The organism is Streptomyces plumbidurans (assembly GCF_019857225.1).
In the GTDB taxonomy this organism is placed as follows: Bacteria; Actinomycetota; Actinomycetes; order Streptomycetales; family Streptomycetaceae; genus Streptomyces; species Streptomyces plumbidurans.
The window spans coordinates 1-23,446 of sequence record NZ_JAFJSY010000056.1; the positions used below are offsets into that span (position 1 = coordinate 1).

The 23,446-nt window shown below is 69.6% G+C and carries 26 protein-coding genes; 10 read left to right on the forward strand and 16 right to left on the reverse strand.

Annotated elements, in window-relative coordinates:
- Positions 1-293: 293 nt before the first annotated feature.
- On the reverse strand, positions 294-1,079 hold the full coding sequence (gene nagB / locus JYK17_RS29210; protein ID WP_222811536.1) for a glucosamine-6-phosphate deaminase: 786 nt from the start codon (positions 1,077-1,079) through the stop codon (positions 294-296).
- A 446-nt stretch (positions 1,080-1,525) separates the two neighbouring features.
- Between nagB and JYK17_RS29215 the strand changes: the two genes are divergently transcribed.
- The gene (locus tag JYK17_RS29215) at positions 1,526-2,992 is read left to right on the forward strand and encodes a sensor histidine kinase (RefSeq protein WP_222811540.1); all 1,467 of its coding nucleotides are present in this window, start codon (positions 1,526-1,528) and stop codon (positions 2,990-2,992) included.
- Positions 2,993-3,147: 155 nt separating this feature from the next.
- Here JYK17_RS29215 and JYK17_RS29220 read toward each other — a convergent pair whose 3' ends face one another.
- A complete protein-coding gene (locus tag JYK17_RS29220; protein ID WP_006142322.1) occupies positions 3,148-3,405 on the reverse strand; it encodes a WhiB family transcriptional regulator in 258 nt (85 codons plus the stop codon).
- Between the two features lie 320 nt (positions 3,406-3,725).
- A complete protein-coding gene (locus tag JYK17_RS29225; protein ID WP_128801949.1) occupies positions 3,726-4,694 on the reverse strand; it encodes a diacylglycerol/lipid kinase family protein in 969 nt (322 codons plus the stop codon).
- A 140-nt stretch (positions 4,695-4,834) separates the two neighbouring features.
- Here JYK17_RS29225 and JYK17_RS29230 point away from each other — a divergent pair, with 140 nt between their 5' ends.
- Positions 4,835-5,287 (forward strand): hypothetical protein, encoded by a 453-nt coding sequence (locus JYK17_RS29230; RefSeq protein ID WP_128801948.1) that lies wholly within the window; start codon positions 4,835-4,837, stop codon positions 5,285-5,287.
- Between the two features lie 41 nt (positions 5,288-5,328).
- On the opposite strand, the gene JYK17_RS29235 is transcribed toward JYK17_RS29230, so the two are convergent.
- The 3 genes from JYK17_RS29235 to JYK17_RS29245 form a co-directional block, all read right to left on the reverse strand.
- Positions 5,329-6,456, reverse strand: a complete 1,128-nt coding sequence (locus tag JYK17_RS29235; protein WP_108014812.1) for an RNA polymerase sigma factor SigF — start codon at positions 6,454-6,456, stop codon at positions 5,329-5,331.
- A complete protein-coding gene (locus JYK17_RS29240; protein WP_004925829.1) occupies positions 6,453-6,866 on the reverse strand; it encodes an ATP-binding protein in 414 nt (137 codons plus the stop codon). Before JYK17_RS29240 ends, JYK17_RS29235 begins: the two co-directional genes overlap by 4 nt.
- 266 nt (positions 6,867-7,132) lie before the next feature.
- On the reverse strand, positions 7,133-7,393 hold the full coding sequence (locus JYK17_RS29245; RefSeq protein WP_108014813.1) for a UBP-type zinc finger domain-containing protein: 261 nt from the start codon (positions 7,391-7,393) through the stop codon (positions 7,133-7,135).
- 62 nt (positions 7,394-7,455) lie between these two features.
- Here JYK17_RS29245 and JYK17_RS29250 point away from each other — a divergent pair, with 62 nt between their 5' ends.
- Positions 7,456-9,051 carry a Na+/H+ antiporter gene (locus JYK17_RS29250; RefSeq protein WP_108014814.1) on the forward strand — a complete coding sequence of 532 codons (1,596 nt, stop codon included), beginning with the start codon at positions 7,456-7,458 and terminating at the stop codon, positions 9,049-9,051.
- Between the two features lie 18 nt (positions 9,052-9,069).
- On the opposite strand, the gene JYK17_RS29255 is transcribed toward JYK17_RS29250, so the two are convergent.
- Positions 9,070-9,978, reverse strand: a complete 909-nt coding sequence (locus JYK17_RS29255; RefSeq protein ID WP_108014815.1) for a 1-aminocyclopropane-1-carboxylate deaminase/D-cysteine desulfhydrase — start codon at positions 9,976-9,978, stop codon at positions 9,070-9,072.
- A gap of 48 nt (positions 9,979-10,026) precedes the next feature.
- A complete protein-coding gene (locus JYK17_RS29260; RefSeq protein ID WP_108014816.1) occupies positions 10,027-10,617 on the reverse strand; it encodes an N-acetylmuramoyl-L-alanine amidase in 591 nt (196 codons plus the stop codon).
- 295 nt (positions 10,618-10,912) lie between these two features.
- On the opposite strand from JYK17_RS29260, the gene JYK17_RS29265 reads away from it, so the two are divergent.
- The 3 genes from JYK17_RS29265 to JYK17_RS29275 all read left to right on the forward strand — a co-directional run bounded on the left by JYK17_RS29265 (position 10,913) and on the right by JYK17_RS29275 (position 14,322).
- Complete coding sequence (locus JYK17_RS29265) at positions 10,913-12,319, forward strand: family 2B encapsulin nanocompartment shell protein (RefSeq protein WP_222811537.1); 1,407 nt, start codon at positions 10,913-10,915, stop codon at positions 12,317-12,319.
- A gap of 113 nt (positions 12,320-12,432) precedes the next feature.
- A complete protein-coding gene (locus JYK17_RS29270; protein ID WP_108014818.1) occupies positions 12,433-13,530 on the forward strand; it encodes a family 2 encapsulin nanocompartment cargo protein polyprenyl transferase in 1,098 nt (365 codons plus the stop codon).
- Between the two features lie 174 nt (positions 13,531-13,704).
- Positions 13,705-14,322, forward strand: coding sequence for a GNAT family N-acetyltransferase (locus JYK17_RS29275; RefSeq protein ID WP_108014819.1), 618 nt, complete (start codon positions 13,705-13,707; stop codon positions 14,320-14,322).
- A gap of 238 nt (positions 14,323-14,560) precedes the next feature.
- On the opposite strand, the gene JYK17_RS29280 is transcribed toward JYK17_RS29275, so the two are convergent.
- From JYK17_RS29280 to JYK17_RS29290, 3 genes are read right to left on the reverse strand one after another with little or no spacing between them, the layout of a single operon-like run.
- The gene (locus JYK17_RS29280) at positions 14,561-15,409 is read right to left on the reverse strand and encodes a VOC family protein (protein WP_164932165.1); all 849 of its coding nucleotides are present in this window, start codon (positions 15,407-15,409) and stop codon (positions 14,561-14,563) included.
- Complete coding sequence (locus JYK17_RS29285) at positions 15,406-15,819, reverse strand: VOC family protein (RefSeq protein ID WP_108014820.1); 414 nt, start codon at positions 15,817-15,819, stop codon at positions 15,406-15,408. The genes JYK17_RS29280 and JYK17_RS29285 overlap by 4 nt, the downstream gene beginning before the upstream one ends.
- Before the next feature lie 27 nt (positions 15,820-15,846).
- Complete coding sequence (locus JYK17_RS29290; RefSeq protein WP_108014965.1) at positions 15,847-16,239, reverse strand: helix-turn-helix transcriptional regulator; 393 nt, start codon at positions 16,237-16,239, stop codon at positions 15,847-15,849.
- 102 nt (positions 16,240-16,341) lie between these two features.
- Between JYK17_RS29290 and JYK17_RS29295 the strand changes: the two genes are divergently transcribed.
- On the forward strand, positions 16,342-17,496 hold the full coding sequence (locus JYK17_RS29295; RefSeq protein WP_128801943.1) for an inorganic phosphate transporter: 1,155 nt from the start codon (positions 16,342-16,344) through the stop codon (positions 17,494-17,496).
- 16 nt (positions 17,497-17,512) lie between these two features.
- Positions 17,513-17,746 (forward strand): hypothetical protein, encoded by a 234-nt coding sequence (locus JYK17_RS29300; RefSeq protein WP_108014822.1) that lies wholly within the window; start codon positions 17,513-17,515, stop codon positions 17,744-17,746.
- 193 nt (positions 17,747-17,939) lie between these two features.
- Here the strand turns inward: JYK17_RS29300 and sodN are convergent, their stop codons facing one another.
- Entirely contained in the window at positions 17,940-18,335 is a 396-nt protein-coding gene (gene sodN / locus JYK17_RS29305; RefSeq protein ID WP_004983535.1) for a superoxide dismutase, Ni, read from the reverse strand.
- A 145-nt stretch (positions 18,336-18,480) separates the two neighbouring features.
- Here sodN and sodX point away from each other — a divergent pair, with 145 nt between their 5' ends.
- Positions 18,481-18,915, forward strand: a complete 435-nt coding sequence (gene sodX / locus JYK17_RS29310) for a nickel-type superoxide dismutase maturation protease (RefSeq protein ID WP_108014823.1) — start codon at positions 18,481-18,483, stop codon at positions 18,913-18,915.
- On the opposite strand, the gene JYK17_RS29315 is transcribed toward sodX, so the two are convergent.
- Positions 18,819-19,448, reverse strand: a complete 630-nt coding sequence (locus JYK17_RS29315) for a CGNR zinc finger domain-containing protein (RefSeq protein WP_108014824.1) — start codon at positions 19,446-19,448, stop codon at positions 18,819-18,821. The two genes, sodX and JYK17_RS29315, sit on opposite strands and share 97 nt — an antisense overlap.
- A 101-nt stretch (positions 19,449-19,549) precedes the next feature.
- Here JYK17_RS29315 and JYK17_RS29320 point away from each other — a divergent pair, with 101 nt between their 5' ends.
- Positions 19,550-20,326 carry a class I SAM-dependent methyltransferase gene (locus tag JYK17_RS29320; RefSeq protein ID WP_108014825.1) on the forward strand — a complete coding sequence of 259 codons (777 nt, stop codon included), beginning with the start codon at positions 19,550-19,552 and terminating at the stop codon, positions 20,324-20,326.
- Between the two features lie 99 nt (positions 20,327-20,425).
- On the opposite strand, the gene JYK17_RS29325 is transcribed toward JYK17_RS29320, so the two are convergent.
- Genes JYK17_RS29325 through JYK17_RS29335 form a run of 3 tightly spaced genes read right to left on the reverse strand, consistent with a single transcriptional unit; the run spans position 20,426 to position 23,147 of the window.
- The gene (locus tag JYK17_RS29325; protein WP_108014966.1) at positions 20,426-21,178 is read right to left on the reverse strand and encodes an amino acid ABC transporter ATP-binding protein; all 753 of its coding nucleotides are present in this window, start codon (positions 21,176-21,178) and stop codon (positions 20,426-20,428) included.
- Positions 21,179-21,222: 44 nt separating this feature from the next.
- Positions 21,223-22,152 carry an amino acid ABC transporter permease gene (locus JYK17_RS29330; protein WP_372465329.1) on the reverse strand — a complete coding sequence of 310 codons (930 nt, stop codon included), beginning with the start codon at positions 22,150-22,152 and terminating at the stop codon, positions 21,223-21,225.
- 32 nt (positions 22,153-22,184) lie between these two features.
- Entirely contained in the window at positions 22,185-23,147 is a 963-nt protein-coding gene (locus tag JYK17_RS29335) for an ABC transporter substrate-binding protein (RefSeq protein WP_108014826.1), read from the reverse strand.
- Between the last annotated feature and the right edge of the window lie 299 nt (positions 23,148-23,446).

A 23,446-nucleotide genomic window follows, 5' to 3' on the forward strand; every position in this document is an offset into this window, starting at 1 on the left:
GACGCCTCCCGCGCAACCTTCGCGGGCGCAGACGGAAGGCGCCGGGCCCCACGAGGACCCGGCGCCTTCTTCGTCTCGGGGCTTGCTTGGCGTAGGTGTGGGCGCAGGCTGCTGCCCGGGGCGCTCTCCACATCGCCACCCACGGCGCTGCCCGTGTCTGCGGTCGGGCGGCGGCGGAGGTCATCGCGGGAGCCCGCTGAACCTCAACGTCTCCCGCGACGCCTTCGCGGGCGCAGACGGAAGGCGCCGGGCCCCACGAGGACCCGGCGCCTTCTTCGTCTCGGAGAACGTCCTCAGATCCCCTGCCACTCGGGCTTGTTGGCGTAGGTGTGCCGGAAGTAGTCCGCCAGCTTCAGCTTGGACGCGGCGGCGTCGTCGACCACGACCGTCGCATGCGGGTGGAGCTGCAGCGCGGACGCGGGGCACACCGCGGCGACCGGCCCCTCCACGGTCGCGGCGACCGCGTCCGCCTTGCCCTCTCCCGTCGCCAGCAGCACCAGGTGCCGGGCCTCCAGGATCGTCCCGATGCCCTGCGTGATGACGTGGTGCGGCACCTGCTCGATGTCGCCGTCGAAGAAGCGCGCGTTGTCGATCCGGGTCTGCTCGGTCAGCGTCTTGATCCGGGTGCGCGAGGCCAGCGAGGAGCAGGGCTCGTTGAACCCGATGTGCCCGTCGGTCCCGATGCCGAGCAGCTGCAGATCCACTCCGCCGGCCTCGGCCAGCGCCCTGTCGTACGCCTCGCACGCCCCCTGCACGTCCTCGGCCGTCCCGTCCGGCCCCATGAACGCGTCCATCCCTATCCCGAGCGGCTCCAGCACCTCGCGCCTGAGCACCGAGCGGTAGGACTCCGGATGCTCGGCCGGCAGCCCCACGTACTCGTCGAGCTGCGCGATCCGCGCCCGCGAGGTGTCCACGGCACCCGAGCGCACCTTGGCCGCCAGCGCTTCGTAGATGGGCAGCGGGGTCGAGCCGGTGGCCACGCCGAGCAGGGCCGCGGGCCTGCGCCTCAGGAGCTGCGCCATGGCCTCGGCGATGAGCTCGCCGCCAGACCTGGCATCCGGAACGATGACAACTTCCACGCTGGGCCTGCCGATCTCAAGGGCGGTGTGGTTTAGACCAATCTAACAGAAATGGCCACTCCGACCCAGCCCACCGGCTAGGCTGCGTGCTGGACAACAGGGGGTCCGATCGGTTGGGGACCGCCGAGAAAAGACAACAACCAACAGGCTCCAACGCATGGACACACCTAGTGGTCTAGTCCACAATTGAAGTAGCGTTCAGCAGAACGACGCAGTACGAAGAGACTTCCGTCTTCCCCGCACAGGAAGACGGACGGAGGAACCGGAGCTCTCTGCCCTGACTGCCCCGGCTCCTCAACCTTCGGCCGACCGGGACCGCACACCCCACGGCCGATGCTGCTCCGGGCTGCGGTGCCGGGAGGGTTGAGGGTCCCTCCCAGGCGCCGCGGCCCGCGGGTGTTTTCGGGGCGCACATACCGCCAGGTACGCTCACAGACGTGCCCTCCATGAACGAACTGGTCCGCCAGCACACCGCACTCGACGACTCCGACCTCGAGTGGCTCCACCTGCTGGTCTCGGAGTGGCAACTGCTGTCCGACCTCTCCTTCGCCGACCTCGTCCTGTGGGTCCCCACCCGCGACGGCACCCGCTACGTCTCCGTCGCCCAGATGCGCCCCAACACCGGCCCCACCTCCTACCAGGACGACATGGTCGGCCACCTCGTCCCGCGCGGCCGCCGCCCCATGCTGGACGCGGCACTCGACGAGGGTCGCATCGTGCGCGAGGGCGATCCGGAATGGCGCGAGGAGGTCCCGGTCCGGGTCGAGTCGATCCCGGTACGGCGAGAAGGGCGCGTCCTCGGCGTCATCGCGCGCAACACCAACCTGCTGACCGTGCGCACCCCGAGCCGACTGGAACTGACGTACCTTCAGAGCGCCTCGGACCTGGCGCAGATGATCGCCGCCGGATCCTTCCCGTTCGCGAACCAGCAGATGGACATGGACGCCGCCCCGCGCGTCGGCGACGGCCTGATCCGCCTCGACGCGGACGGCATCGTCCAGTACGCCTCCCCGAACGCGCTCTCCGCGTACCACCGCATGGGCCTCGCCTCCGACCTCGTCGGCCAGAACCTCGGCCTGACCACCGCCGAACTCGCCCCGACCCGCGGGCCGGTGGACGAGGCGCTGGCCAAGGTGGCCAGCGGCTGGGCGCCGCGCGAGTTCGAGATCGAGGCGCACGACGGGGTCATCCAGTTCCGCGCGATCCCGCTCAAACCCAAGGGCACCCGCATCGGTTCGCTCGTGCTGCTCCGCGACGTCACCGAACTGCGCCGCCGCGAACGCGAGTTGATCACCAAGGACGCGACCATCCGGGAGATCCACCACCGGGTGAAGAACAACCTCCAGACGGTCGCCGCCCTGCTGCGCCTGCAGGCCCGGCGCATCGACTCCGAACGCGGCCGCGACGCCCTCGAAGAGGCGGTCCGCCGCGTCGGATCGATCGCGATCGTGCACGAGACGCTCTCCCAGAACCTGGACGAGCGCGTGGAGTTCGACGAGATCGCCGACCGCGTGCTGGCGATGGTCGCCGAGATCTCCCCGGGCAAGGTCACCGGCCGGCGCAGCGGCCGCTTCGGCATCCTGGACGCCGAGGTGGCCACCCCGCTGTCGATGGTCCTGACGGAAGTGCTGCAGAACGCGCTCGAACACGGCTTCCGCGAAGGCGAAACGGGCACGGTCGAGGTCTCCGCGGTCCGCGGCGGCATCGCGAAGGAGGCTCGGCTGCTGGTGACCGTCCAGGACGACGGGGTCGGTCTGCCCGAGGGCTTCGACCCGCACACCTCCGGCAATCTGGGACTGCAGATCGTACGGACCCTGGTGGTGGGGGAGTTGGGCGGCACCTTCGACATGGTCCGGGCGCCGGAGCGGGGCACGCGGGTGATCCTGGACGTGCCGGTGCCGGCACAGAAGTAGCACAGCAAGAAGCCCCGGACCCTCAAGGTCCGGGGCTGAAATGCTCGTTGCCAGCGTGTGCTGCGCATCGGGGGTACTGCGCGCTGCGGCTCGGGGGCGGGAGATGCGTACTCGCTGTACGCGCCGCCAAGCTCAGGCTTTGCGGGGCGGGTGTGTCAGGCGGAGGCCTGACGGGCCCGGTTGCGGGCGGCGCGGCGCTTCATCGCGCGGCGCTCGTCCTCGCTGAGACCACCCCAGACGCCGGAGTCCTGACCGGACTCGAGCGCCCACTGCAGACACTGATCCATAACGGGGCAGCGGCGGCAGACGGCCTTGGCTTCCTCGATCTGCAGCAGCGCAGGACCGGTGTTGCCGATGGGGAAGAAGAGCTCGGGGTCTTCCTCGCGGCAAACGGCGTTGTGACGCCAGTCCATGGCTGCTACCTCTCCTTGGTATTACATGCAGGTTGCTTGTGAATGTGAACGCTTTCACGAATCCCTCAACAAGTGAAGGGCCGCCCGACAGGTTTCCCTGTCGTGGTCCTTGGGATTGAAGAGGGGTTCCGGTGGTCTGTGGACGCTGATCCTGCGGGCTGTCCCGACCGCCACGTAGAGACTCGCAAACCTCAGCGGCGGATACAACCCCTTCCGGAAAGTTTTTTTTGATTCCTCGGTGTCGACTAGGTCACAGCCGTACTTCCATGGGGTGGATCCTGGCCTAAACGTTCGAGTGAAAGGACTTCCGCCCTTTCTGCTCACACAATCACACGCAGTGCACGGCGTACGCCTGTGAACGTCACGCTAGTTCGCAGCCCCAGGTGGTCGCCGTCCATCTGAAGGGGCAGGGGGACCTTCGAATGCAAGGTGAAGCGGTCCAGGTCGTGCATCGTCACGGCGTGCTTGCCATGGGGGCCGCGCTCGGGGGACGAAGTGAGCAACTGGGTGGCATACCGGGCAACCGCGACCGTCGACATACGGCTGAGACCGAGCACGTCGAGCCCGGAGTCGAACGAGGCCTTAGGCGCCGCGTACACCGGACGATTGCCCAGATACGTCCACGGCGAGGTGTTGCAGACTATGGACAGCACCAGATCCGTCACCGGGTCCTCGCCCGGCCGCTCCAGCGTGATGGTGCCGTGCCGGCGGTTGGGTTCCTGCAGGAACTGGCGTGCGACCTGGCGGAGGTAGAGGGCGTGCGTGGACTTCTTGCCCTTCTCACGCTGCTGTTCGACCCGCCCGACGACGCCCGCGTCGAAACCGAGCCCGGCGCAGAACGTGAACCAGCGGTCCGGCACCGACTCGTCCTCGGTGCCCGGGGTACCCCCGGCGATGCCCATGCCGACAGTGCGTTCGCTGCCCTCGCGCAGAGCGTCCAGCAGGGCGCCGGTCGCGTCCACGGCGTCGTTGGGCAGGCCCAGAGCGCGGGCGAAGACATTGGTGGAGCCGCCGGGGACCACGGCGAGGCGGGGGAGGCGGTCCGGGTCGGGCCCGGCGTGCAGCAGGCCGTTGACCACCTCGTTGACCGTACCGTCGCCGCCGAGGGCCACGACCAGGTCGATGTCCCGGCTCTCCGCCGCCTGCCGGCCCAGGTCGCGCGCGTGGCCGCGGTACTCGGTGGAGACCGCCTCGAGCTTCATCTCGCTCGCGAGCGCGTGGATCAACACATCGCGCCTACGTGCGCTTGTGGTGGTGGCTGCCGGGTTGACCACGAGAAGTGCACGCATGAATGGCAGCGTACCTACTGGGAAGTACCGGGCACAGTGCGAGGTAGGGATCAGGTAAGAGGTGAGGGCGTGAGCCTCACCACGGACGCCCGCCTCAACCTCGCCACGGGGGCTCGCGTCCCCAGGGCTACCCTTCAGGGGTGACCAGTGAGAAGACGCCCGCCACCACCGAGGAAGAGGCCGGCCCCCGCCCGCGCCGCCTGACATATGCCGCGGCGCTCGCCGGGCTGGAGGGGATCGCGCTGGTCGTCGGGGGCGTGTGGATGCTCGTCGAAGGGATCACGGGCAATCCGGACGACCGCCGCTCCGCCGTCACCGCCGGCATCACGCTCGTCGTCCTCGCCCTGCTGCCGCTGCTGGCCGCCCGCGGACTGCTCGCCCGGCGCAGCTGGAGCCGCGGTCCCGCCGTCATCACCCAGATCATGGCGCTGCCGGTGGCCTACAACCTGCTCCAGGCCGACAGCGTGGCCGTCCCGGCGGGCATCGTGATCGCGGTCGTCGCCGTGGCGGCGCTCGTCCTGCTGATCAATCCGGCGACGACCCAGGCCCTCGGCATCCGGGGCCCGGGCCGCGCCCAGGACGGCGAACGGTAGGAGCGCCTCCGCAGGCTGCCCCCTTTCTCCGTCCGGGGGCGCTACTCCTCCACCAGGAGCTTCTCGCGCAGTTGCGCCAGGGTGCGGGCCAGCAGCCGGGAGACGTGCATCTGGGAGATGCCGACCTCCTGCGCGATCTGCGACTGGGTCATGTTGCCGAAGAAGCGCAGCAGCAGGATGCGCTTCTCCCGCGGCGGCAGGTCCTCGAGCAGCGGCTTGAGCGACTCGCGGTACTCGACGCCCTCCAGCGCCTCGTCCTCCGCGCCCAGGGTGTCCGCGACGGCCGGGGACTCGTCGTCGGTGTCGGGGACGTCCAGGGACAGCGTGGAATAGGCGTTTGCCGACTCCAGGCCCTCCAGGACCTCCTCCTCCGAGATCGCCAGCTTCTCGGCGAGCTCATGGACCGTGGGGGAGCGGCCGTGCTGCTGCGAGAGCTCGGCGGTCGCCGTGGTCAGCGCGAGGCGCAGCTCCTGCAGCCGCCGCGGCACCCGCACCGCCCAGCCCTTGTCCCGGAAGTGCCGCTTGATCTCGCCGACGACCGTCGGGGTCGCGTACGTCGAGAACTCGACACCGCGCTCCGGGTCGAAGCGGTCGACCGACTTGATCAGACCGATGGTGGCGACCTGGGTGAGGTCGTCCAACGGCTCGCCGCGGTTGCGGAAGCGGCGTGCGAGGTGCTCGACGAGCGGCAGGTGCATACGGACCAGCCGGTTGCGCAGCTCCGCGTACTCCGGGCTGCCGTCCTTGAGCTTGCGCAGCTCGATGAACATCGCGCGGGCTCCGCTGCGGTCCTGCGCGTCGTGCTGTGTGGCCTGCTGCACGCCCTGCTGCTCCTGGCCGTCGCCCTCGGCGTTTCGCTCGTGCTCGCTCATCGTTCCGCCCGTCGCCCTTCTGCGAGCCCTCGCCTCCGCGCGGACCGGGGTGACCCCGTACGGCCCGTCCAGGGGCGTGCTCTGCACGGCACCTTCCCGATCCCGCTGCCCGTCGTCCGGGGCGGCGAGCTCCGTGGAGCCGTCCTCCGGATGCGGCCGGGCCTGCTCGGGGATGCCGTCCATCCCGTCGGTGCCGCCGGCGGCGTCCCGGATGCGTCGGGACCCGCCTGTGCCCTCGGCCGGCAGCTCACGTGTGCCGCGCTCTTCGTCACGCACCGGCCCGTCCCCTGTCCTCACGCCGGCCCGGGTCCCGCGCCGCGCTGTTTGTAGAGGCTGATCGAAACGGTTTTGTCCTCGTCGACTGCGGAAGAGACCTTGCCCGCGAGTGCGGACAGGACGGTCCAGGCGAAGGTGTCCCGCGAGGGGGCATGGCCGTCCGTGGTCGGGGCCGAGACGGTGACTTCGAGCGAGTCGTCGACGAGTCGGAAGACGCAGCTGAGGACCGAGCCGGGCACGGCCTGCTGAAGCAGGATCGCGCACGCCTCGTCGACCGCGATGCGCAGGTCCTCGATCTCGTCCAGGGTGAAGTCCAAGCGGGCGGCGAGGCCGGCAGTCGCCGTACGCAGCACCGACAGGTAGGCACCCGCAGCCGGCAGCCGGACTTCCACGAAGTCCTGGGTCGCGGGCTCGCCTGCGATCTGGGACACCCTCACCTCCAAGTGGTACAAGCTAATCGGGGCCGAGGGTCGCCCCCCGGGATAACGCGATGTGTGGTTCAGCGGTGACGCTATCGCGCTCTCAGGTTTCTGTCCCCAGGGCCCAACCCCTTGCCGTCACTCACAGTAAAACTGTGGATACGCTCCGTGTCTAGGGGTCTGCGGCTCCAATTGGGAAGAACGCGCGCCGGGTTGACGTACCCAGACGTCAGACGGTCGAACCGTCCGACCCGCGGGTCGCCTCCGGTCGTCCAGGGTCACACGAGAACGTGGTCCAGGAAGCACCAACGCCATTCCTCGCCGGGCTCGAAGGTCCGCATGATCGGATGTCCGGAGTCCTTGTGGTGCTCCGTCGCGTGCCGGTTCGGCGAGGAGTCGCAGCAGCCGATGTGGCCGCAGGTGAGGCACTGCCGCAGCTGAACGGGGTGCGTGCCGTCCCGCAGACACTCCAGGCACGTCTCGCTGAGTGGACCGGGTGTCGGTTCTGGCAGCGCGTCGGCATGCGTGCACTGTTTCATGATTGCCAGATTACGACGGGCGTGCGGATGACCGCGCGGAAAAACGAGGGCGGGCGAGAACGATGGACGTGATGCCACTGCTGTTGCTGGTGGCGGGGAGCGCCGCGGTCGCCGCGGCCGCCCGGCGCACCCCCGTCCCGGCCCCGCTGCTGCTCGTCGCGGTGGGCCTCGCCGTCTCGTATCTGCCCGGGGTGCCGGACTACACCCTCGATCCCGACATCGTGCTGCCCCTGGTGCTGCCCCCGTTGCTGCACAAGGAGGCGGTCGAGAGCTCGTACCTCGACCTGCGGGCCACGATGCGGCCGGTGGCGCTCTTGTCGGTGGGGTACGTGCTGTTCGCGACCTTCGTCGTGGGCTGGATCGCCTATCTCGTCGTACCCCAACTGCCGTTGCCCGCCGCGCTGGTGCTCGGTGCGGTGGTCGCGCCGACGGACGCGGTCGCGGCGGCGGCGGTCGCCCGCCGGGTGGGGCTGCCGTCCCGGATCACCACGATCCTGCAGGGCGAGTCGCTGCTGAACGACGCCACCGCGATCACCGCGTACCGGGTGGCCCTCGCGGCGGCCGTCGGCGAGGGCGCCTCCTGGATCGGCGGCATCGGCGAGTTCCTGCTCGCGGCGGTCGGCGGCGTGGTGGTCGGCCTGGTGCTGATGGCGCCCATCCACTGGCTGCGCACCCACGTGAAGGAGGCGCTGCTGCAGAACACCATGTCCCTGCTGATCCCCTTCGTCGCCTACGCCGTCGCCGAGCAGGTGCACGCCTCCGGTGTGCTCGCGGTCGTGGTCGTCGCCCTCTACATCGGACACCGCAACTGGGAGGTCGACTTCGCCACCCGCCTCCAGGAGGAAGCGGTGTGGAAGATGGTGGCATTCGTCCTGGAATCGGCGGTGTTCGCACTCATCGGTCTGCAACTGCCCGTCGTCCTCAGGGGCCTTGGCGAGTACAAGGGCGTCGACGCGGCCTGGTACGCGCTGGTCGTCTTCCTCGTGGTCGTCGCGAGCCGCTTCGTGTGGGTCTACCCGGGCGCGTTCGTGCCCCGGATGCTCTCCCGGCGGATCAGGGAGCGCGAGGACAACCCCACCTGGAGAGGACCGATCGTCACCTCCTGGGCGGCCATGCGGGGCGTCGTCTCGCTGGCGATCGCCTTCTCGATCCCGCTCACCGTGCACGGCGGCGGCGCCTTCCCGCTGCGCAACCTGATCCTCTTCCTGACCTTCACGACGGTCATCGGAACCCTCGTGGTGCAGGGGCTCACCCTGGCCCCGCTGATCCGGATGCTGAAGTTCCCCGGCCGGGACGCGCAGGCCGAGACGCTCGCCGAGGCCAACGCGCAGGCGCAGGCCTCCCGGGTCGCCGAACAGCGCCTGGACGAACTGCTCGCCGACGAGCGCAACACCCTCCCGCCGCCGCTCGCCGACCGCCTCCGCCAGGTCCTGGAGCGCCGCCGCAACGCCGTCTGGGAACGCCTCGGGCAGGTCAACCCGGTCACCGGTGAATCCGTCGACGACACCTACCGCCGGCTGTCCCGGGAGATGATCGGCGCCGAACGCGCCATGTTCGTACGGCTGCGCGACGGCCGCTACATCGACGACGAGATGCTGCGGACACTGCTGCGCAGGCTGGACCTGGAGGAGGCGGCGGCCTACCGGGAGACGGCGTAGACCCGCCGTGTCCGGGGCCTACGGGAAGGGGCGTCCGGTGATCACGGCGGCCACCGTCGTGCCGCGCGCGAAGGCGCCCTCGTCGGCGAGGGCGACAAGTCCGTACAGCAACTTGGCGACATAGAGACGCTCGACCGGGACACCGTGGCGGTCCTCGAAGTCCTTCGCGAAGGCGCCGAGTTCGGCGGGCACGCGCGCGTAGCCGCCGAAGTGGAAGCGGTCGTCGAGGGACCACCGGCCGCACCGGCCGCCGAAGGCGCGCTCCTGGAGCGCCTGCGTGTCGGCGGCCAGGAAGCCCCCCTTGAGGACGGGAACGCCGAGCGCGCGCTGACCGGGGGCGAGGCCCGCGGCCAGTCCGGCGAGCGTGCCGCCGGTGCCGCAGGCGAGGGCGACGACATCGGCGTGGCCGCGCAGCTCCTCACCCAGGGCCCGGCAGCCACGCACGGCCTCGGAGTTGCTGCCACCCTCCGGGACGACGTACGCGTCCTCGGCGCCCGCCGCGCGCAGCACGCGCGCGTGCACGTCGGGTTCGGCGTTGCGGCGGTACGTCGCCCTGTCCACGAAGTGCAGCCGCATACCGTCGGCCGCGCACCGGGCCAGGGAGGGGTTGAGGGGGCGGTCGGCCAGCTCCTGGCCGCGGACCACACCCACCGTGGGCAGCCCCAAAAGGCGGCCCGCGGCTGCCGTGGCGCGCAGGTGGTTGGAGTAGGCGCCGCCGAAGGTGAGGACCGTACGGCCGTGCGCGGCGGCCAGATTGGGCGCGAGCTTGCGCCACTTGTTGCCGATCAGCTCCGGATGGATCAGGTCGTCGCGCTTGAGGACGAGGCGCAGACCACGGCGGACGAAGCGGTCGTCCTCGACCTGCTCCAGGGGTGAGGGCAGCCGGGGGCGCAGGGCGGCGAGGTGGGAGGCGTCCGGGCTGCTCACACCGGCATTGTCACGCCCGCACCGGCACCGCCGCACGCCGGGCGCCGGTCACTTCAGGCGCTCGCGCACCCGCTCCCTCAGCCAGGACATCGTGAAGCCCCGGGGATCCACCTTTCCCGGCTGCCACTCCAGGTGCCCGATCACCGACCGCTCCGTCCACCCGTGGTGGCGGCACACCGCCGCGGCCGCCTTCTCGATCGCCGCCAGCTGCGCCGCCGGCCAGGGGTCCTTCCCGTCGCCGAGGTTCTCGCACTCGAAGCCGTAGAAGTAACGGTTGCCGTCGGTGTCCGCCTCGTTGTCGTGCGGGAGCGCCTTCTCGGCGATCACCGCGCGCAGTACGTCGTCGTCGCCGAGGCCGGCGTGATTGGCGCGGCCGTAGCCGACGAGGTGGACTCTGCCGTCCTTGGTGATGACGCCGTGGCACAGCGGTCCGGGCAGCCCGGGGTGGCCGTCCCGGCAGACGTCGACGGTGTGTTCACTGCCGCTCGTGACCGTGTGGTGGATCATCACGCCGTGCACCGGGCCCCAGGGTCCCTTGTGGTTGCGATTGTGATGTTCCCAGTCGCCGACCTCGACGACGGTGAGGCCCTCCGCCCGTAGACCCTTCAGGAAACTGCCCGCGGACATGGGTGTGGCCATGACCGGCTCCTTCGCGCCGTGCCGACGGTCGCCCGACGCGACCCGTCCATGCTGGGTGTTGTACCGAAAGTGACTGTGCGGTCACACATCGTTCGCGCGACGAGAGTATGAATCCGGCCAACTCCACTGCCTCGGCCGCTGTACGCGAACCCCGTATGTGCCCAGCCGCGCGAAGATCCAACCCCGCTCATTCGTGTAATAGCACCGGCACACTCCGTGATGAAAGGCTGGTCAGTGCAAGTCGCGATGCACGGCGCAGTGCGCGTCGCCGCATGACCGGGAGGGCAATTCTCATATGTCGGTAGGCGAAGAGGTCCGTTCGGAACAGGGCAAGCCGCAGCAGAGCCTCGGCACCGCTGCCGCGCGGAACCTGGCCACCACCACCAAGTCCGCGCCCCAGATGCAGGAGATCAGCTCCCGCTGGCTGCTGCGCAATCTGCCGTGGGTCAACGTCCAGGGCGGCACGTACCGGGTGAACCGGCGACTGACCTACGCCGTGGGGGACGGCCGCATCACGTTCGTGAAGACCGGCGACCGGGTCGAGGTCATCCCCGCCGAACTCGGCGAACTGCCGGCGCTGCGCTCCTTCGAGGACGAGGAGGTGCTCGCCGAACTCGCCCAGCGCTGCCGCCAACAGGAGTTCGCGCCGGGCTCCGTGATCGCCTCGTTCGGCAGCCGGACCGACGAGGTCCATCTGCTGGCGCACGGCAGGATCGAGAAGATCGGCACGGGCCCCTACGGCGACGACGCGGTGCTCGGCGTCCTCGCCGACGGCGCCTACCTCGGCGAGGCCGCACTGCTCGACCCGGACGCCATCTGGGAGTACACCGCCCGCGCGGACACCGCCTGCACCGTGCTGACCCTCTCCCGCCAGGACGTCGACCAGGTCGCCGAGCGCTCCGAGCCCCTGCGCGAGCACCTCCGGCAGCTGCGCTCGATCCCCGAACAGCGCACCAACAAATACGGCGAGAAGGCCGTCGAACTCGCCGCGGGCCACAGCGGGGAGCCGGAGATCCCGCACACCTTCGTCGACTACGAGGCCCGGCCCCGCGAGTACGAACTGAGCATCGCCCAGACCGTGCTGCGCATCCACTCGCGCGTGGCGGACCTCTACAACCAGCCCATGAACCAGACCGAGCAGCAACTCAGGCTCACCGTCGAGGCGTTGAAGGAGCGTCAGGAGCACGAGCTGCTCAACAACCGCGAGTTCGGCCTGCTGCACAACTGCGAGTACGACCAGCGGCTGCAGCCGCACGACGGTGTGCCGAGCCCCGACGACCTGGACGAACTGCTCAGCCGGCGCCGCGGCACCAAGATGCTCCTCGCCCACCCGCGCGCGATCTCCGCGATCGGCCGCGAGCTCAACAAGCGCGGGCTCGTCCCGGAGACCATCGACGTGGCCGGAAACCGCATCCCGACCTGGCGCGGGGTGCCGATCTACCCGTGCAACAAGATCCCGGTCACCGAGGCGCGCACGTCCTCGATCATCGCCATGCGTACCGGCGAGGACGAGCAGGGCGTCATCGGACTGCGGCAGGCGGGCATCCCGGACGAGATCGAGCCGAGCCTGTCCGCGCGCTTCATGGGCATCAACGAACAGGCGATCATCAGCTATCTGGTGACGGCGTACTACTCGGCGGCAGTCCTGGTGCCGGACGCGCTCGGTGTGCTGGAGAACGTCGAGATCGGCCGGTGGAGGTGACGTTTCGGCACCTGGAGGCCGTGTCTCCGCCCCCCGGGGTGGGTACATCCCGGTCGTATGCGCTCAGCCGCAGCGGAAGCGCCACCGTCCGCGAACTGACCGAGGGAGATCCCATGGCCGAGTTCCTCATGGAGGCGAAGCGACGCACCACGGGCGCGCAGTCGCCCGACCGGCACGAGGCGGCCGTGATCCTGGAGCGCACCAGGGCATCGGTCGACCCCGAACTGCGCCGGGCCATCGACTCGTTGCCCGGCTCCATGCGCCGGATCGCGCTCTACCACTTCGGCTGGGAGCACGCGGACGGCACACCGGCGGCGGGCAACGCGGGCAAGGCGATCCGCCCGGCGCTCGTCCTGACCGCGGCAGCCGCGCTCGGCGGACCCGCGGCGCGCGAGGCGGCCCTGCGTGCGGCCGCGGCGGTGGAGCTGGTGCACAACTTCACGCTGCTGCATGACGACGTGATGGACCGGGACACCACACGCAGGCACCGGCCCACCGCCTGGACCGTGTTCGGTGACTCCGACGCGATCCTCGCCGGGGACGCCCTGCAGGCACTGGCCCTCGGGCTGCTCGCCGAGGACCCGCACCCGGCGGCCGCGCCCGCCTCCGCCCGGCTCGCGGCCTGTGTCATGGAGCTCTGCGCGGGCCAGCACGCGGACACGGCGATGGAGCGGCGCGGCCCCGGCGACGTCACCCTCGACGAGGTGCTGACCATGGCCGAGGCCAAGACGGGCGCACTGATCGGCTGCGCCTGCGCCGTGGGAGCGCTGTACGCCGGAGCAACCGGCGAGGACGTGGCGGCGCTGGACGCGTTCGGCCGCGAGGCCGGGCTCGCCTTCCAGCTCATCGACGACGTCATCGGCATATGGGGCGATCCGCAGCGCACCGGAAAGCCCGCCGGCGCGGACCTGGCGGCCCGCAAGAAGTCTTTGCCCGTGGTCGCCGCGCTCACCTCGGGCACCCCGGCGGCCTCCGAGCTCGCCGAGTTGTACGCGGTGCCGTACGGAAAGGAGAGCGAGAAGGAGGACGAGGAGGAGATCGCGCGTACGGCTCTTGCCGTCGAGCGGGCCGGTGGGCGGGACTGGGCGCAGGTCCAGGCCGCCGACCGGATGGGCCGCGCGATGAACGAGCTGTCCCGGGCGGTCACCGATCCGGCGGAGGCCGGCGGGCTGCTCGCCCTGCTGGAGTACGTGACGCGGCGCAGCACCTGACCGCGCCCGACCCCGGACCCCGGAGCCCGCCGGGGCCGTGCGGCTCCTGACCCCGCACGGTCACCGTGGCTCCGGCCGACGGGTCCCGCACATCCCCACGGTGTGCGGGGCCCGTCACCCCTATAGGCTCAACCGTCGTACGGCTGACGTCGGTTGACGCTGAAGGGACGGGGCATGGGCGTGGCGATCCGCACGGCGGACGAGGGGGACCGTGAGCTGGTCGTACGGCTGCTGGACGCGGCCTTCCAGAGCGATCCGGTCAGCGGCTGGGTCTTTCCCGGGGCCGAGTACCGCCGTAAGAACCACCACAAGCTGATGGCCGCGTTCACCGACATCGTGCTCGACGAGGGCCGGATCGACATCACCGAGGACGACAGCGCCTGCGCGCTGTGGGTGTCGGTGCCCGCCGGGGAGCACGGCGGGGCGGACGAGGACAAGGAGGAGGCTGAGGACGAAGGGTTCGCGCGGCTTCGGGAATCCATCGACCCCGGCAACGAACGCATCGAGCTGATCGGCCGGCTGACGGCGGAGGTCCATCCCGCCGGGCGCGCTCACGAATACCTGTGGATGATCGGCGTGACGCCGGAGCGGCAGGGCGAGGGACTGGGCACGGCGCTCGTCCGGCACGTCCTCGACCGCTGCGACCGCGAGGGCCTTGCCGCCTATCTGGAGGCCAGCAACGCCCGCAGCCGCGACCTGTACCGGCGCCTGGGCTTCGAGGTCTCGGGCAAGCCCCTCGATCTCCCGGACGGCCCGCAGATGTGGCCGATGTGGCGCGACCCTCGCGTCTGATCACGAAGAACCCCGAGACCCTGCCCACCCACGGCCGCCGCCCGTTCACGAACGGAGCCCTCGTCCGCACCTGCGCACGCAAGCGCTGACCGGCCTACGCTGTGGACATGGACAGCTCAGAGCACGTCTGTCCGGAGTGCGGACAGCCCGTGGAGACCGTCATCAGGCGGTACAAGACGTTGGGTGCGTGGGTCCCGCGCTGGGTGGCGGGTCCGTGCCGCAACCGTGAGTGCGAGGCCTACGTTCCCGAGGACGCGGCGGACTCGGAGGGCCCGGAGGACCCGGAGAACCAAAAGGCCGCGGAACTCCCCGGAGGCTCAGGCACCGGCGGCACGTAGGTCTGGCGCGAACCGCGCGGCAACCCCCCGGTTCGTGGGTCGCGGCCCGTGAGGCAGTAGGTGCCGCCCGTCGGGTCCCGCATCACCGTCCAGTGGCGGCCGTCGGCGATGTGCTTGGCGCCGAGGTGTTCGTGGGCGGCGCGGGTTGTCGGGATGTCGGCGCAGGCGAGGTCGAGGTGGGCGGTGGTGGGGCGTTCCTCGCCGATGCGCTGGAGGAGGAGGCGGATCGGCAGGGAGGGCGGGGGTGCGAGCACGTGGAACTCGGGGAGCACGCCGGGGACGGACCGCCACTCGGGCAACAGGGCGCTCCAGAAGGCGACTTCGGCGTCGTAGCGGGAAGACGCGATGTCGATGCAGACCTGGTCGAGGCGGCTGCCGTGCACGACGGGCGGCCGGACCGACTCCCCGCGCCACGGCACGGCGCAGAACAACTGCCCGGCGGGGGAACGCAGGACGACCAGGGTTTTGAGATCGGCGACCACCTCGGCCCCGAGGCGCCGCGCAGCCTCGGCGAACTCCGGTACGTCGTCCACGCACAGGTCCAGATGCGCACCGCCCGGGCCCGAGGCGACCCCCTGCAGCTTGAGGCAGGCATCGGCCCCGTCCGGTACGAGCGTCGCGAACTCCTTGTGCTCGCCCCGCACTTCGGACAGCCGCGTGCCCGTGACAGCGGTCCAGAACTCACCGGCCGTACGGAACTCGTCGGCCGGACGGTCGATGAAGGCGCAGGCCCACAGAACCTGCCTCATCCCGCGCGTTCCATGAACCGCAGCATGTTCCCCGCCGGATCGCGGAACGCGCAGTCCCGGACGCCGTACGGCATGTCCGTGGGCTCCTGGAGCACCTCGGCGCCCGACTCCCGTACGCGGGCGAAGAGGGCGTCGCAGTCCTCGGTGGTGAAGTTGACCGCGCGCAGCACGCCCTTGGCCAGCAGCTGTTCCATGGCCTCACGGTCGGCGGGGGAGAGGTCGGGGTTGGCCGCGGGCGGCTCCAGGACGATCGACACGTCGGGCTGCAGCGGCGACCCGACGGTGGTCCAGCGCATGCCCTCGTACTTGACGTCGTTGCGGATCTCCAGGCCCAGGACGTCGCAGTAGAAGGCGATGGCCTTGTCGTGGTCGTCGACGGCGATGAAACAGTTGTTCAGTTTCAGGTCCATGGATCCAACCTAAGGTCGATTACGGCGTCACGCCCGCCTCGGGCGCGTGTACGCGCGCACCACGCACGGCGGGATCTCGGCGCTCTCCTCGTGCGAACGGGCTCGGTAGGAGCTCGGGGTCTCACCGACCAGCTCGGTGAAGCGGGCGCTGAACGACCCGAGCGAGGTGCAGCCCACCTCCATGCACACCTCCGTCACGGTCAGATCGCCGCGGCGCAGCAGGGTCTTGGCGCGTTCGACCCGGCGGGTCATGAGATAGCTGTACGGCGTCTCGCCGTAGGCGTCCCGGAAGCTGCGCTGGAAGTGGCCCGCCGACATCAGCGCGGTGCGGGCGAGGGCGGACATGTCCAGGGGCTCGGCGTACTCGCGGTCCATGCGGTCGCGCGCCCTGCGCAGCCGTACCAGATCCTCACGGTTCACCACATCAGCATCGCACGGTCCTCACCGGCCGGGCGCCCGGTTCTGGCGGGGCCTTTGCCTCCAGTTCGCCTGCCGTATAAAAGCGCTTGCTCCCATGAGGGGATGGACCACATCACGTTCCTCGTGGCGGTCGTGATCGTCACCGCTCTCGCTTTCGACTTCACCAATGGATTCCACGACACCGCGAACGCGATGGCCACGTCCATCGCCACCGGCGCCCTCAAACCGAAGGTCGCCGTCCTCATCAGCGGTGTCCTCAACATCGTCGGCGCGTTCCTGTCCACCGAGGTCGCCAAGACGATTTCCGGCGGGATCGTCGACGACACGCTCGTCACCCCGGGGATGATCTTCGCGGGGTTGATCGGAGCGATCCTGTGGAACCTGCTGACCTGGCTGGTCGGGCTGCCGTCCAGCTCCTCGCACGCCCTGTTCGGCGGGCTGATCGGCGCCGTGTGGGTCGGCGCGGGTTCCGGCGCCGTGCACTTCGACAAGGTCGTCGACAAGGTGCTGATCCCCGCCATCGCCTCCCCGGTCGTGGCCGGCGTCGCGGCGCTGATCGCCACCTACTTCGCGTACAGGCTCACCGCCCGCGCCCGCAGGAAGTCCGTCACCAAGGGCTTCCGGATCGGCCAGATCGGCTCCGCCTCGCTGGTCTCGCTCGCCCACGGCACCAATGACGCGCAGAAGACCATGGGCATCATCACGCTGACCCTGATCTCCGCGGGCGCGGTCGACCACGACTCGGGCCCGCCGGTGTGGGTGATCGCCACCGCCGGACTCGCCATCGGTCTGGGCACCTACCTCGGCGGTTGGCGGATCATCCGCACGATGGGCAAGGGCCTGACCGAGATCGAGTCCCCGCAGGGTTTCGCCGCCGAGACGGCCTCCACTGCCGTCATCCTGACCTCCGCGCACCTCGGCTTCGCCCTGTCCACCACGCAGGTCGCCTCCGGCTCCATCCTCGGCGCGGGTCTCGGCCGGCGCCTCGCGGAGGTCCGCTGGGGCGTCGCCGGACGCATGGTGGCCGCCTGGCTGATCACACTGCCCTGCGCCGCGCTGGTCGGTGGTGTCTCGGCCAGCGTCGTCAAGCACGGCGGCACCTTCGGCACCGTCGTGGTCGCGCTGGTGGGCGCCGCGCTCGCCACGGGCATCGTCGTGCTCTCGCGCCGCAACCCGGTGCACGCCGACAACGTCAACGACCACCACGAGGTCGCCATCCGCACCGCACCGCCGGCCCACGTCGGCACGGCCGCCTGAGGCAGGGAGAGTTCCGATGGATCTGGACTGGAGCGCACTGGGCCAGGTGACCGCCGTGAGCATCGCGGTCACGGTCGCGGTGGTGGTCGTCTTCGCCCTCGGCGTCCTCGGCCTCGCCCGCTACGAGGGGGCGCGCGAGGAGGGCGCCGACGCGTCGTCCCTCGGGAGGGCGCAGGCGGGCCTGTGCTTCCTGGCGTGCGCGGCCGTGGTGGCGTACGGCATCTATCTGATCGTGCCGCAGTTTCACTGAGCCGCCGGGCTGTTGAGCTGCCCGGTTGCCGAGTTGCCGAGTTGCGATGCTGCCGAGGGAGGTGACGAGGACGACCAGATGCCCCGAAGGGGCCCGACCGGCTTCCCGGTCGGGCCCCTTCGGGATACCCGCGGACCTGCGATGGTGCACCGATCGCGGGTCCTGGCCAACAGGCCGCATATCAGGCCGTCGTTCAGGCCTTCTTGGTCTCCCAGAAGATCTTGTCGATCTGGGCGATGTAGTCCAGAGCCTTCTGGCCCGTCGCCGGGTCGGTCGAGGCCTTGGCGGCCGAGAGGGCCTTCAAGGTGTCGTTGACCAGCTGGTGCAGCTCCGGGTACTTCTCGAAGTGCGGGGGCTTGAAGTAGTCGCTCCAGAGCACGGAGACGTGGTGCTTCGCGAGCTCGGCGCGCTGCTCCTTGATGACGGTGGCACGCGCCTGGAAGTGCGGGTCGTCGTTGCCGGCCATCTTTTCCTGGACGGCCTTCACGGACTCCGCCTCGATGCGGGCCTGGGCCGGGTCATACACGCCACAGGGCAGGTCGCAGTGCGCGCTGACCTTGACCTTGGGGGCAAACAGGCGGGAAAGCATGAAGCATTCCTTCCTCGTGATCGTCTTCTCAGGTGCGACATTACTCCCTGGAGGAGCCGAATTCTCGAGTGCCCCCATGGGCTTAGGACAAAAGTCCGGGGTCAAACTGAGACTGGTGGAGGAACGTACCGGGGAGGTGCCGGGAATGCCGGAGCTGTCGCAGGACCTGGAGCGTGGGCGGGCGCTGCTGCCCTTCGGGACGGCCGAGGTGACCGGTCCGTCGATGGTGCCCACGCTCCACCACGGGGACCGTCTCGTGGTGCACTACGGGGCCCGGATCAGGCCCGGGGACGTGGTCGTCCTGCGCCATCCCTTCCAGCAGGACCTGCTCGTCGTCAAGCGTGCAGCGGAGCGCCGTGAGGGCGGCTGGTGGGTGCTCGGCGACAACTCCTACGCGGGCGGCGACAGCACGGACTACGGGACGGTCCCCGAGGACCTGGTGCTGGGCAAGGTGCGCTTTCGCTACCGGCCGCTCAGGGGCGATCAGCGCTCGCCGTTCGCCGTCGTGCGCTGGGCGCTGTCGGCGGCCAGGCCCGTGCTGCCGGACCGGTCGGCCTCCAGGCGCTTGCGGGCGCGGTAGGCGGCGACGTTGGCGCGGGTGGCGCAGCGGTCGGAGCAGTAGCGCCGGGAGCGGTTGGTGGAGGTGTCCAGGTAGGCGTTGCGGCAGGGCGAGGCCTCGCACAGGCCGAGCCGGTCGACGCCGTACGCCGTGAGGTGGAAGGCCAGGCCCATCGCGGCGATGGCAGCGAAGCCGGCGGTGGCGTTCGACGGGTGGTCCGCCAGGTGCATGTGCCACAGCGGGCGGCCGTCGTCGTCCCGGTAGTCGTGGCCGGAGATCTGCGGGCTCACCGGGAACTCCAGGAGCAGGGAGTTGAGCAGGTCCACTGCCAGCGTCTCGTCGCCCTGGTCCGCGGCCTCGAACACGGACCTCAGCCGCGCCCGCACCGAGCGGAAGCGCGTCACGTCGGCGTCGGTGGCGCGGCGGGCCGCCGACTGGTTGGCGCCGAACATCTCGCGGACGGCCTCGACCGAGGTCAGGGAGTCCTTGCCCCGGGCCGGTTCCTCGCTGTTGACGAGGCGTACGGCATAGTCCGAGTAATAGGCCAGTTCCACTTGTAGTCCTTACCGGGGCGCTCTATGGTCATGGTCGGGAGGAAGTAACGGTTGCCTACGCTCCCAGGGTATTACGCGGGGGCGGAGAAGAGGGGATTTCCATGACCACCACGACCGGAACCGGTACGACGGGCACCTCCGACTGGCAGGCCTGGCAGGAGAGCTGGGACAGGCAGCAGGAGTGGTACATGCCGGACCGCGAGGAACGGTTCCGCATCATGCTCGACATGGTCGAGGCCTGCGTCGGCACCGAACCCCGCGTCCTCGACCTCGCCTGCGGCACCGGCAGCATCACGGCCCGGCTGCTGCGGCGCTTCCCCGGCGCCACCAGCACCGGCATCGACCTCGACCCCGCGCTGCTCGCCATCGCGCGCGGCACCTTCGAGGGCGACGACCGGGTCACGTTCGTCGAGGCCGACCTCAAGGACCCCGACTGGCCGTCCCGGCTGCCGTACGACACGTACGACGCGGTCCTCACCGCCACCGCCCTGCACTGGCTGCACAGCGACCCCCTGGCCGCCCTCTACGGCCGGGTCGCCGGACTCGTCCGCCCCGGCGGCGTCTTCATGAACGCCGACCACATGATCGACGAGAGCACGCCCCGCATCAACGCCGCCGAGCAGTCCCAGCGCCACGCCCGCATGGACCAGGCCCTGCGCAACGGCGCCCTCGACTGGTCCGAGTGGTGGCAGCTCGCCGCAAAGGACCCCGCCCTCGCCGCCCCCACCGCCCGCCGCTTCGAGATCTACGGCGACCACGCGGACGGCGACATGCCGTCGGCGCAGTGGCACGCACGGGTGCTGCGGGAGAAGGGGTTCGGGGAGGCACGGGCGGTTTGGTGCTCGCCTTCGGACACGTTGTTGCTGGCGCTGAAGTAGTGGGACACGACGAAGGGTACCGACGAAGGGGCGGTACGGAAGATCCGTACCGCCCCTTCGTCGTGACGCCTGCCCGCCGTGCCGCCTGCAGCGGCTTGGCTACAGCACCTTGGACAGGAACGACCTGGTGCGCTCGTGCTGAGGGTTCGCCAGGACCTCGCGAGGGTGGCCCGATTCGACCACCACACCGTCGTCCATGAAGACCAGGCTGTCGCCGACCTCGCGGGCGAAGCCCATCTCGTGCGTGACGACGATCATCGTCATACCCGACTCCGCCAGGTCCCGCATGACGTCCAGGACCTCGCCCACCAATTCCGGGTCGAGGGCCGACGTCGGCTCGTCGAAGAGCATCAGCTTCGGCTCCATCGCCAGTGCGCGGGCGATGGCGACGCGCTGCTGCTGGCCGCCGGAGAGCTGGGCGGGATAGTGGTTCTTGCGGTCGCCGAGGCCGACCCGGTCCAACAACCGCTCGGCGCGTTCCCGGGCGGCGGACTTGGACTCGCGCTTGACCTGCACGGGCGCTTCCATGACGTTTTCCACGGCTGTCATGTGCGGAAAGAGGTTGAAGCGCTGGAACACCATGCCGATGTCCCGCCGCCGCGCCGCGACTTCCTTCTCCTTCAGCTCGTAGAGCTTGTCGCCCTTCTGCCGGTAGCCGACCAGGTCGCCGTCGACGTACAGCCGGCCCGCGCTGATCTTCTCCAGGTGGTTGATGCACCGCAGGAAGGTGGACTTGCCGGAACCGGACGGGCCGATCAGGCAGAACACCTCACGCGCGTTCACCTCCAGGTCGATGCCCTTGAGGATGTGGGCGAGCCCGAAGGACTTGTGCACGCCCTCGGCCTTGACCATGGGGTGACCGCTCGACGGCACGGTCATGTCTTTGACGAGGTCGGTCACCGGGTCACCTCCGGTCGACGGAACGAGCCGAACATGCGCAGATACCGGCGAAGCCGCTGCAGAGGAGTCGGCGGGAGGTTGCGCGACGAGCCACGGGCGTAGCGGCGCTCCAGGTAGTACTGGCCGACACTGAAGACGCTCGTGAGGATGAGGTACCAGATGGACGCCACGAAGTACATCTCGACGACCGCGAGCGAGGTGCTGGAGATGTCCTGTGCCCTCTTGATGAGTTCGTTGAACTGCACCGCGTAGGCGAGCGACGACGTCTTCAGCATGTTGATGAACTCGTTGCCCGTCGGCGGAACGATCACGCGCATCGCCTGCGGCAGCACGATGCGACGCAGCGTCCGGGACTGTGTCATGCCCAGCGCGTGCGACGCCTCGGTCTGCCCCAGGTCCATCGACTGGATGCCGGCCCGCACGATCTCGGCCATGTACGCGGCCTCGTTGAGGCCCAGGCCGAGCAGTGCCGCCAGGAACGGCGTCATCACCTGGTTCATCTCGTTCTTGTAGAACCCCAGATTGAGGATGGGGAACACGAGCGAGATGTTGTACCAGAGCAGGAGCTGCACCAGGACCGGGGTGCCGCGGAAGAACCAGACGTACAGCCAGGACACAGTGCTGGTGACCGGGTTCGACGACATCCGCATGACGGCGAGAATCACGCCCAGGACGAGTCCGAGCACCATGGCGAGCACGGAGATGTACAGCGTGTGCCAGGCGCCGGAGAGGATCGTTCCGTCGGTGAGGTAGTCCGGGATGATCTGGTAGTTGATCTTTGCGTTGGAGAAGGCGATCCCGATCAGAACCAGGATGGCTATCACGACCGCGGCGGCGACGTAGCGGCCGTAGTGGCGAACGGGGATCGCCTTGATCTGCTCCGGCGGCACCATCGGCGCCGGAGCCTTGTCGACAGTGTCAGTCACAGTGACTGCCTTTCAGTGCTGCATCAGGCAGGTCAGGAGCCGCCGTTGATCTTGGCCTCGGTCACCGCGCCGTCCACGACGTTCCACTTCTTCATGATCTTCTGGTAGTCGCCGTTCTTGATGATCGCGTCCACGGCGGCCTGGAGAGCGTCGCGCAGCTGGGTGCTCTCCTTGCTGACGCCGATGCCGTAGGGGCCGGCCTCGATCTGCTCGCCGACGACCTCGAAGTCCTTGCCTCCGCCCGAGGTCTTGGCGTTGTACGCGGCGACCGGGAAGTCGTTGAGGTCGGCGACGGACGCGCCCTGCTTGAGGCGGAGCAGCGCCTCGGGGTCGGTGTCGAAGGTCTGCAGGTTGATGGCCTTCTTGCCGTCCTTCGTGCACTTCTTGCTCTGCGCCTTGGCGATGCCCTCGGAGGTGGTGCCCTGCTGCAGCGCCACGACCTTGCCGCACAGGTCGTCCAGGGTCTTGATGCCCTTGGGGTTGCCCTTCTGGACCAGGATCGAGGTGCCGGCGGTGAAGTAGTCGACGAAGTCGATACCGTTGCCGATCTTCTTGCCGGTGTCCGAGTCGATGCCGTTCTGGCGGTCCTTCGTGTCGTTCATCGCCGACATGATCACGTTGAACCGCTTGGCCTGCAGGCCCACGATGAGCTGAGCGAACTTGCCGTTCTGAAACTCGAACTTCACGCCCAGCTGCTTGCCGAGGGCGTCCGCGATGTCCGGGTCGATGCCTACGGCCTTGCCGCTCTGCATGTACTCGACCGGCGGGTACGCGATGTCGGAGCCCACCTTGATGACACCGGCCTTCTTGATGTCGGCCGGGAGCTTGGAGGCGAGCGGGGCCGAGGCCGAGGACGTCCCCGAGCCGTTGTCGCTGCCCTTGTCGGTCTGGTCACCGCATCCGGTGAGGATCAGGGTGCCTGCGACCGCGATCGCACCGGCCGCTGCCAGACGGGTGCGTGCGGCGGTCGTACGACGGGTGGAGCTTGCGGTCATTGTGGGTTCCTCCGGCGGATGGGTGGAGTTGCCGATGGGTCGACGAGAACACACACCTTCGGGTGTCGCGACCTCGTGTGTTTACGGCATCTTGCCATTCGGACTCCTCCGTTCAGGGGGCTGGTGATGTCAAAATCGGATAACGGGTGACCCCCGAACCGCCTCAGGTCGGTACAACATGACCCGACCATGACCGGATCTTCTGCGGGAATCCGGCGTTCCGGCCGGAAGATCTTCAGCTCGCCCCGGGACGCGGGATCGCGCCCCGAGGTGTTGATCACTGTTCGACCGCCGGTCAA

Coding starts and splice junctions, on each gene's coding strand:
- JYK17_RS29215 (WP_222811540.1), top strand. CDS start 1,526: ATGAACGAACTGGTCCGCCAGCACACCGCACTCGACGACTCCGACCTC.
- JYK17_RS29220 (WP_006142322.1), bottom strand. CDS start 3,405: ATGGACTGGCGTCACAACGCCGTTTGCCGCGAGGAAGACCCCGAGCTC.
- JYK17_RS29225 (WP_128801949.1), bottom strand. CDS start 4,694: ATGCGTGCACTTCTCGTGGTCAACCCGGCAGCCACCACCACAAGCGCA.
- JYK17_RS29245 (WP_108014813.1), bottom strand. CDS start 7,393: ATGAAACAGTGCACGCATGCCGACGCGCTGCCAGAACCGACACCCGGT.
- JYK17_RS29250 (WP_108014814.1), top strand. CDS start 7,456: ATGGACGTGATGCCACTGCTGTTGCTGGTGGCGGGGAGCGCCGCGGTC.
- JYK17_RS29260 (WP_108014816.1), bottom strand. CDS start 10,617: ATGGCCACACCCATGTCCGCGGGCAGTTTCCTGAAGGGTCTACGGGCG.
- JYK17_RS29265 (WP_222811537.1), top strand. CDS start 10,913: ATGTCGGTAGGCGAAGAGGTCCGTTCGGAACAGGGCAAGCCGCAGCAG.
- JYK17_RS29270 (WP_108014818.1), top strand. CDS start 12,433: ATGGCCGAGTTCCTCATGGAGGCGAAGCGACGCACCACGGGCGCGCAG.
- JYK17_RS29275 (WP_108014819.1), top strand. CDS start 13,705: ATGGGCGTGGCGATCCGCACGGCGGACGAGGGGGACCGTGAGCTGGTC.
- JYK17_RS29280 (WP_164932165.1), bottom strand. CDS start 15,409: ATGAGGCAGGTTCTGTGGGCCTGCGCCTTCATCGACCGTCCGGCCGAC.
- JYK17_RS29285 (WP_108014820.1), bottom strand. CDS start 15,819: ATGGACCTGAAACTGAACAACTGTTTCATCGCCGTCGACGACCACGAC.
- JYK17_RS29295 (WP_128801943.1), top strand. CDS start 16,342: ATGGACCACATCACGTTCCTCGTGGCGGTCGTGATCGTCACCGCTCTC.
- JYK17_RS29300 (WP_108014822.1), top strand. CDS start 17,513: ATGGATCTGGACTGGAGCGCACTGGGCCAGGTGACCGCCGTGAGCATC.
- sodN (WP_004983535.1), bottom strand. CDS start 18,335: ATGCTTTCCCGCCTGTTTGCCCCCAAGGTCAAGGTCAGCGCGCACTGC.
- sodX (WP_108014823.1), top strand. CDS start 18,481: ATGCCGGAGCTGTCGCAGGACCTGGAGCGTGGGCGGGCGCTGCTGCCC.
- JYK17_RS29320 (WP_108014825.1), top strand. CDS start 19,550: ATGACCACCACGACCGGAACCGGTACGACGGGCACCTCCGACTGGCAG.
- JYK17_RS29325 (WP_108014966.1), bottom strand. CDS start 21,178: ATGGTCAAGGCCGAGGGCGTGCACAAGTCCTTCGGGCTCGCCCACATC.
- JYK17_RS29335 (WP_108014826.1), bottom strand. CDS start 23,147: ATGACCGCAAGCTCCACCCGTCGTACGACCGCCGCACGCACCCGTCTG.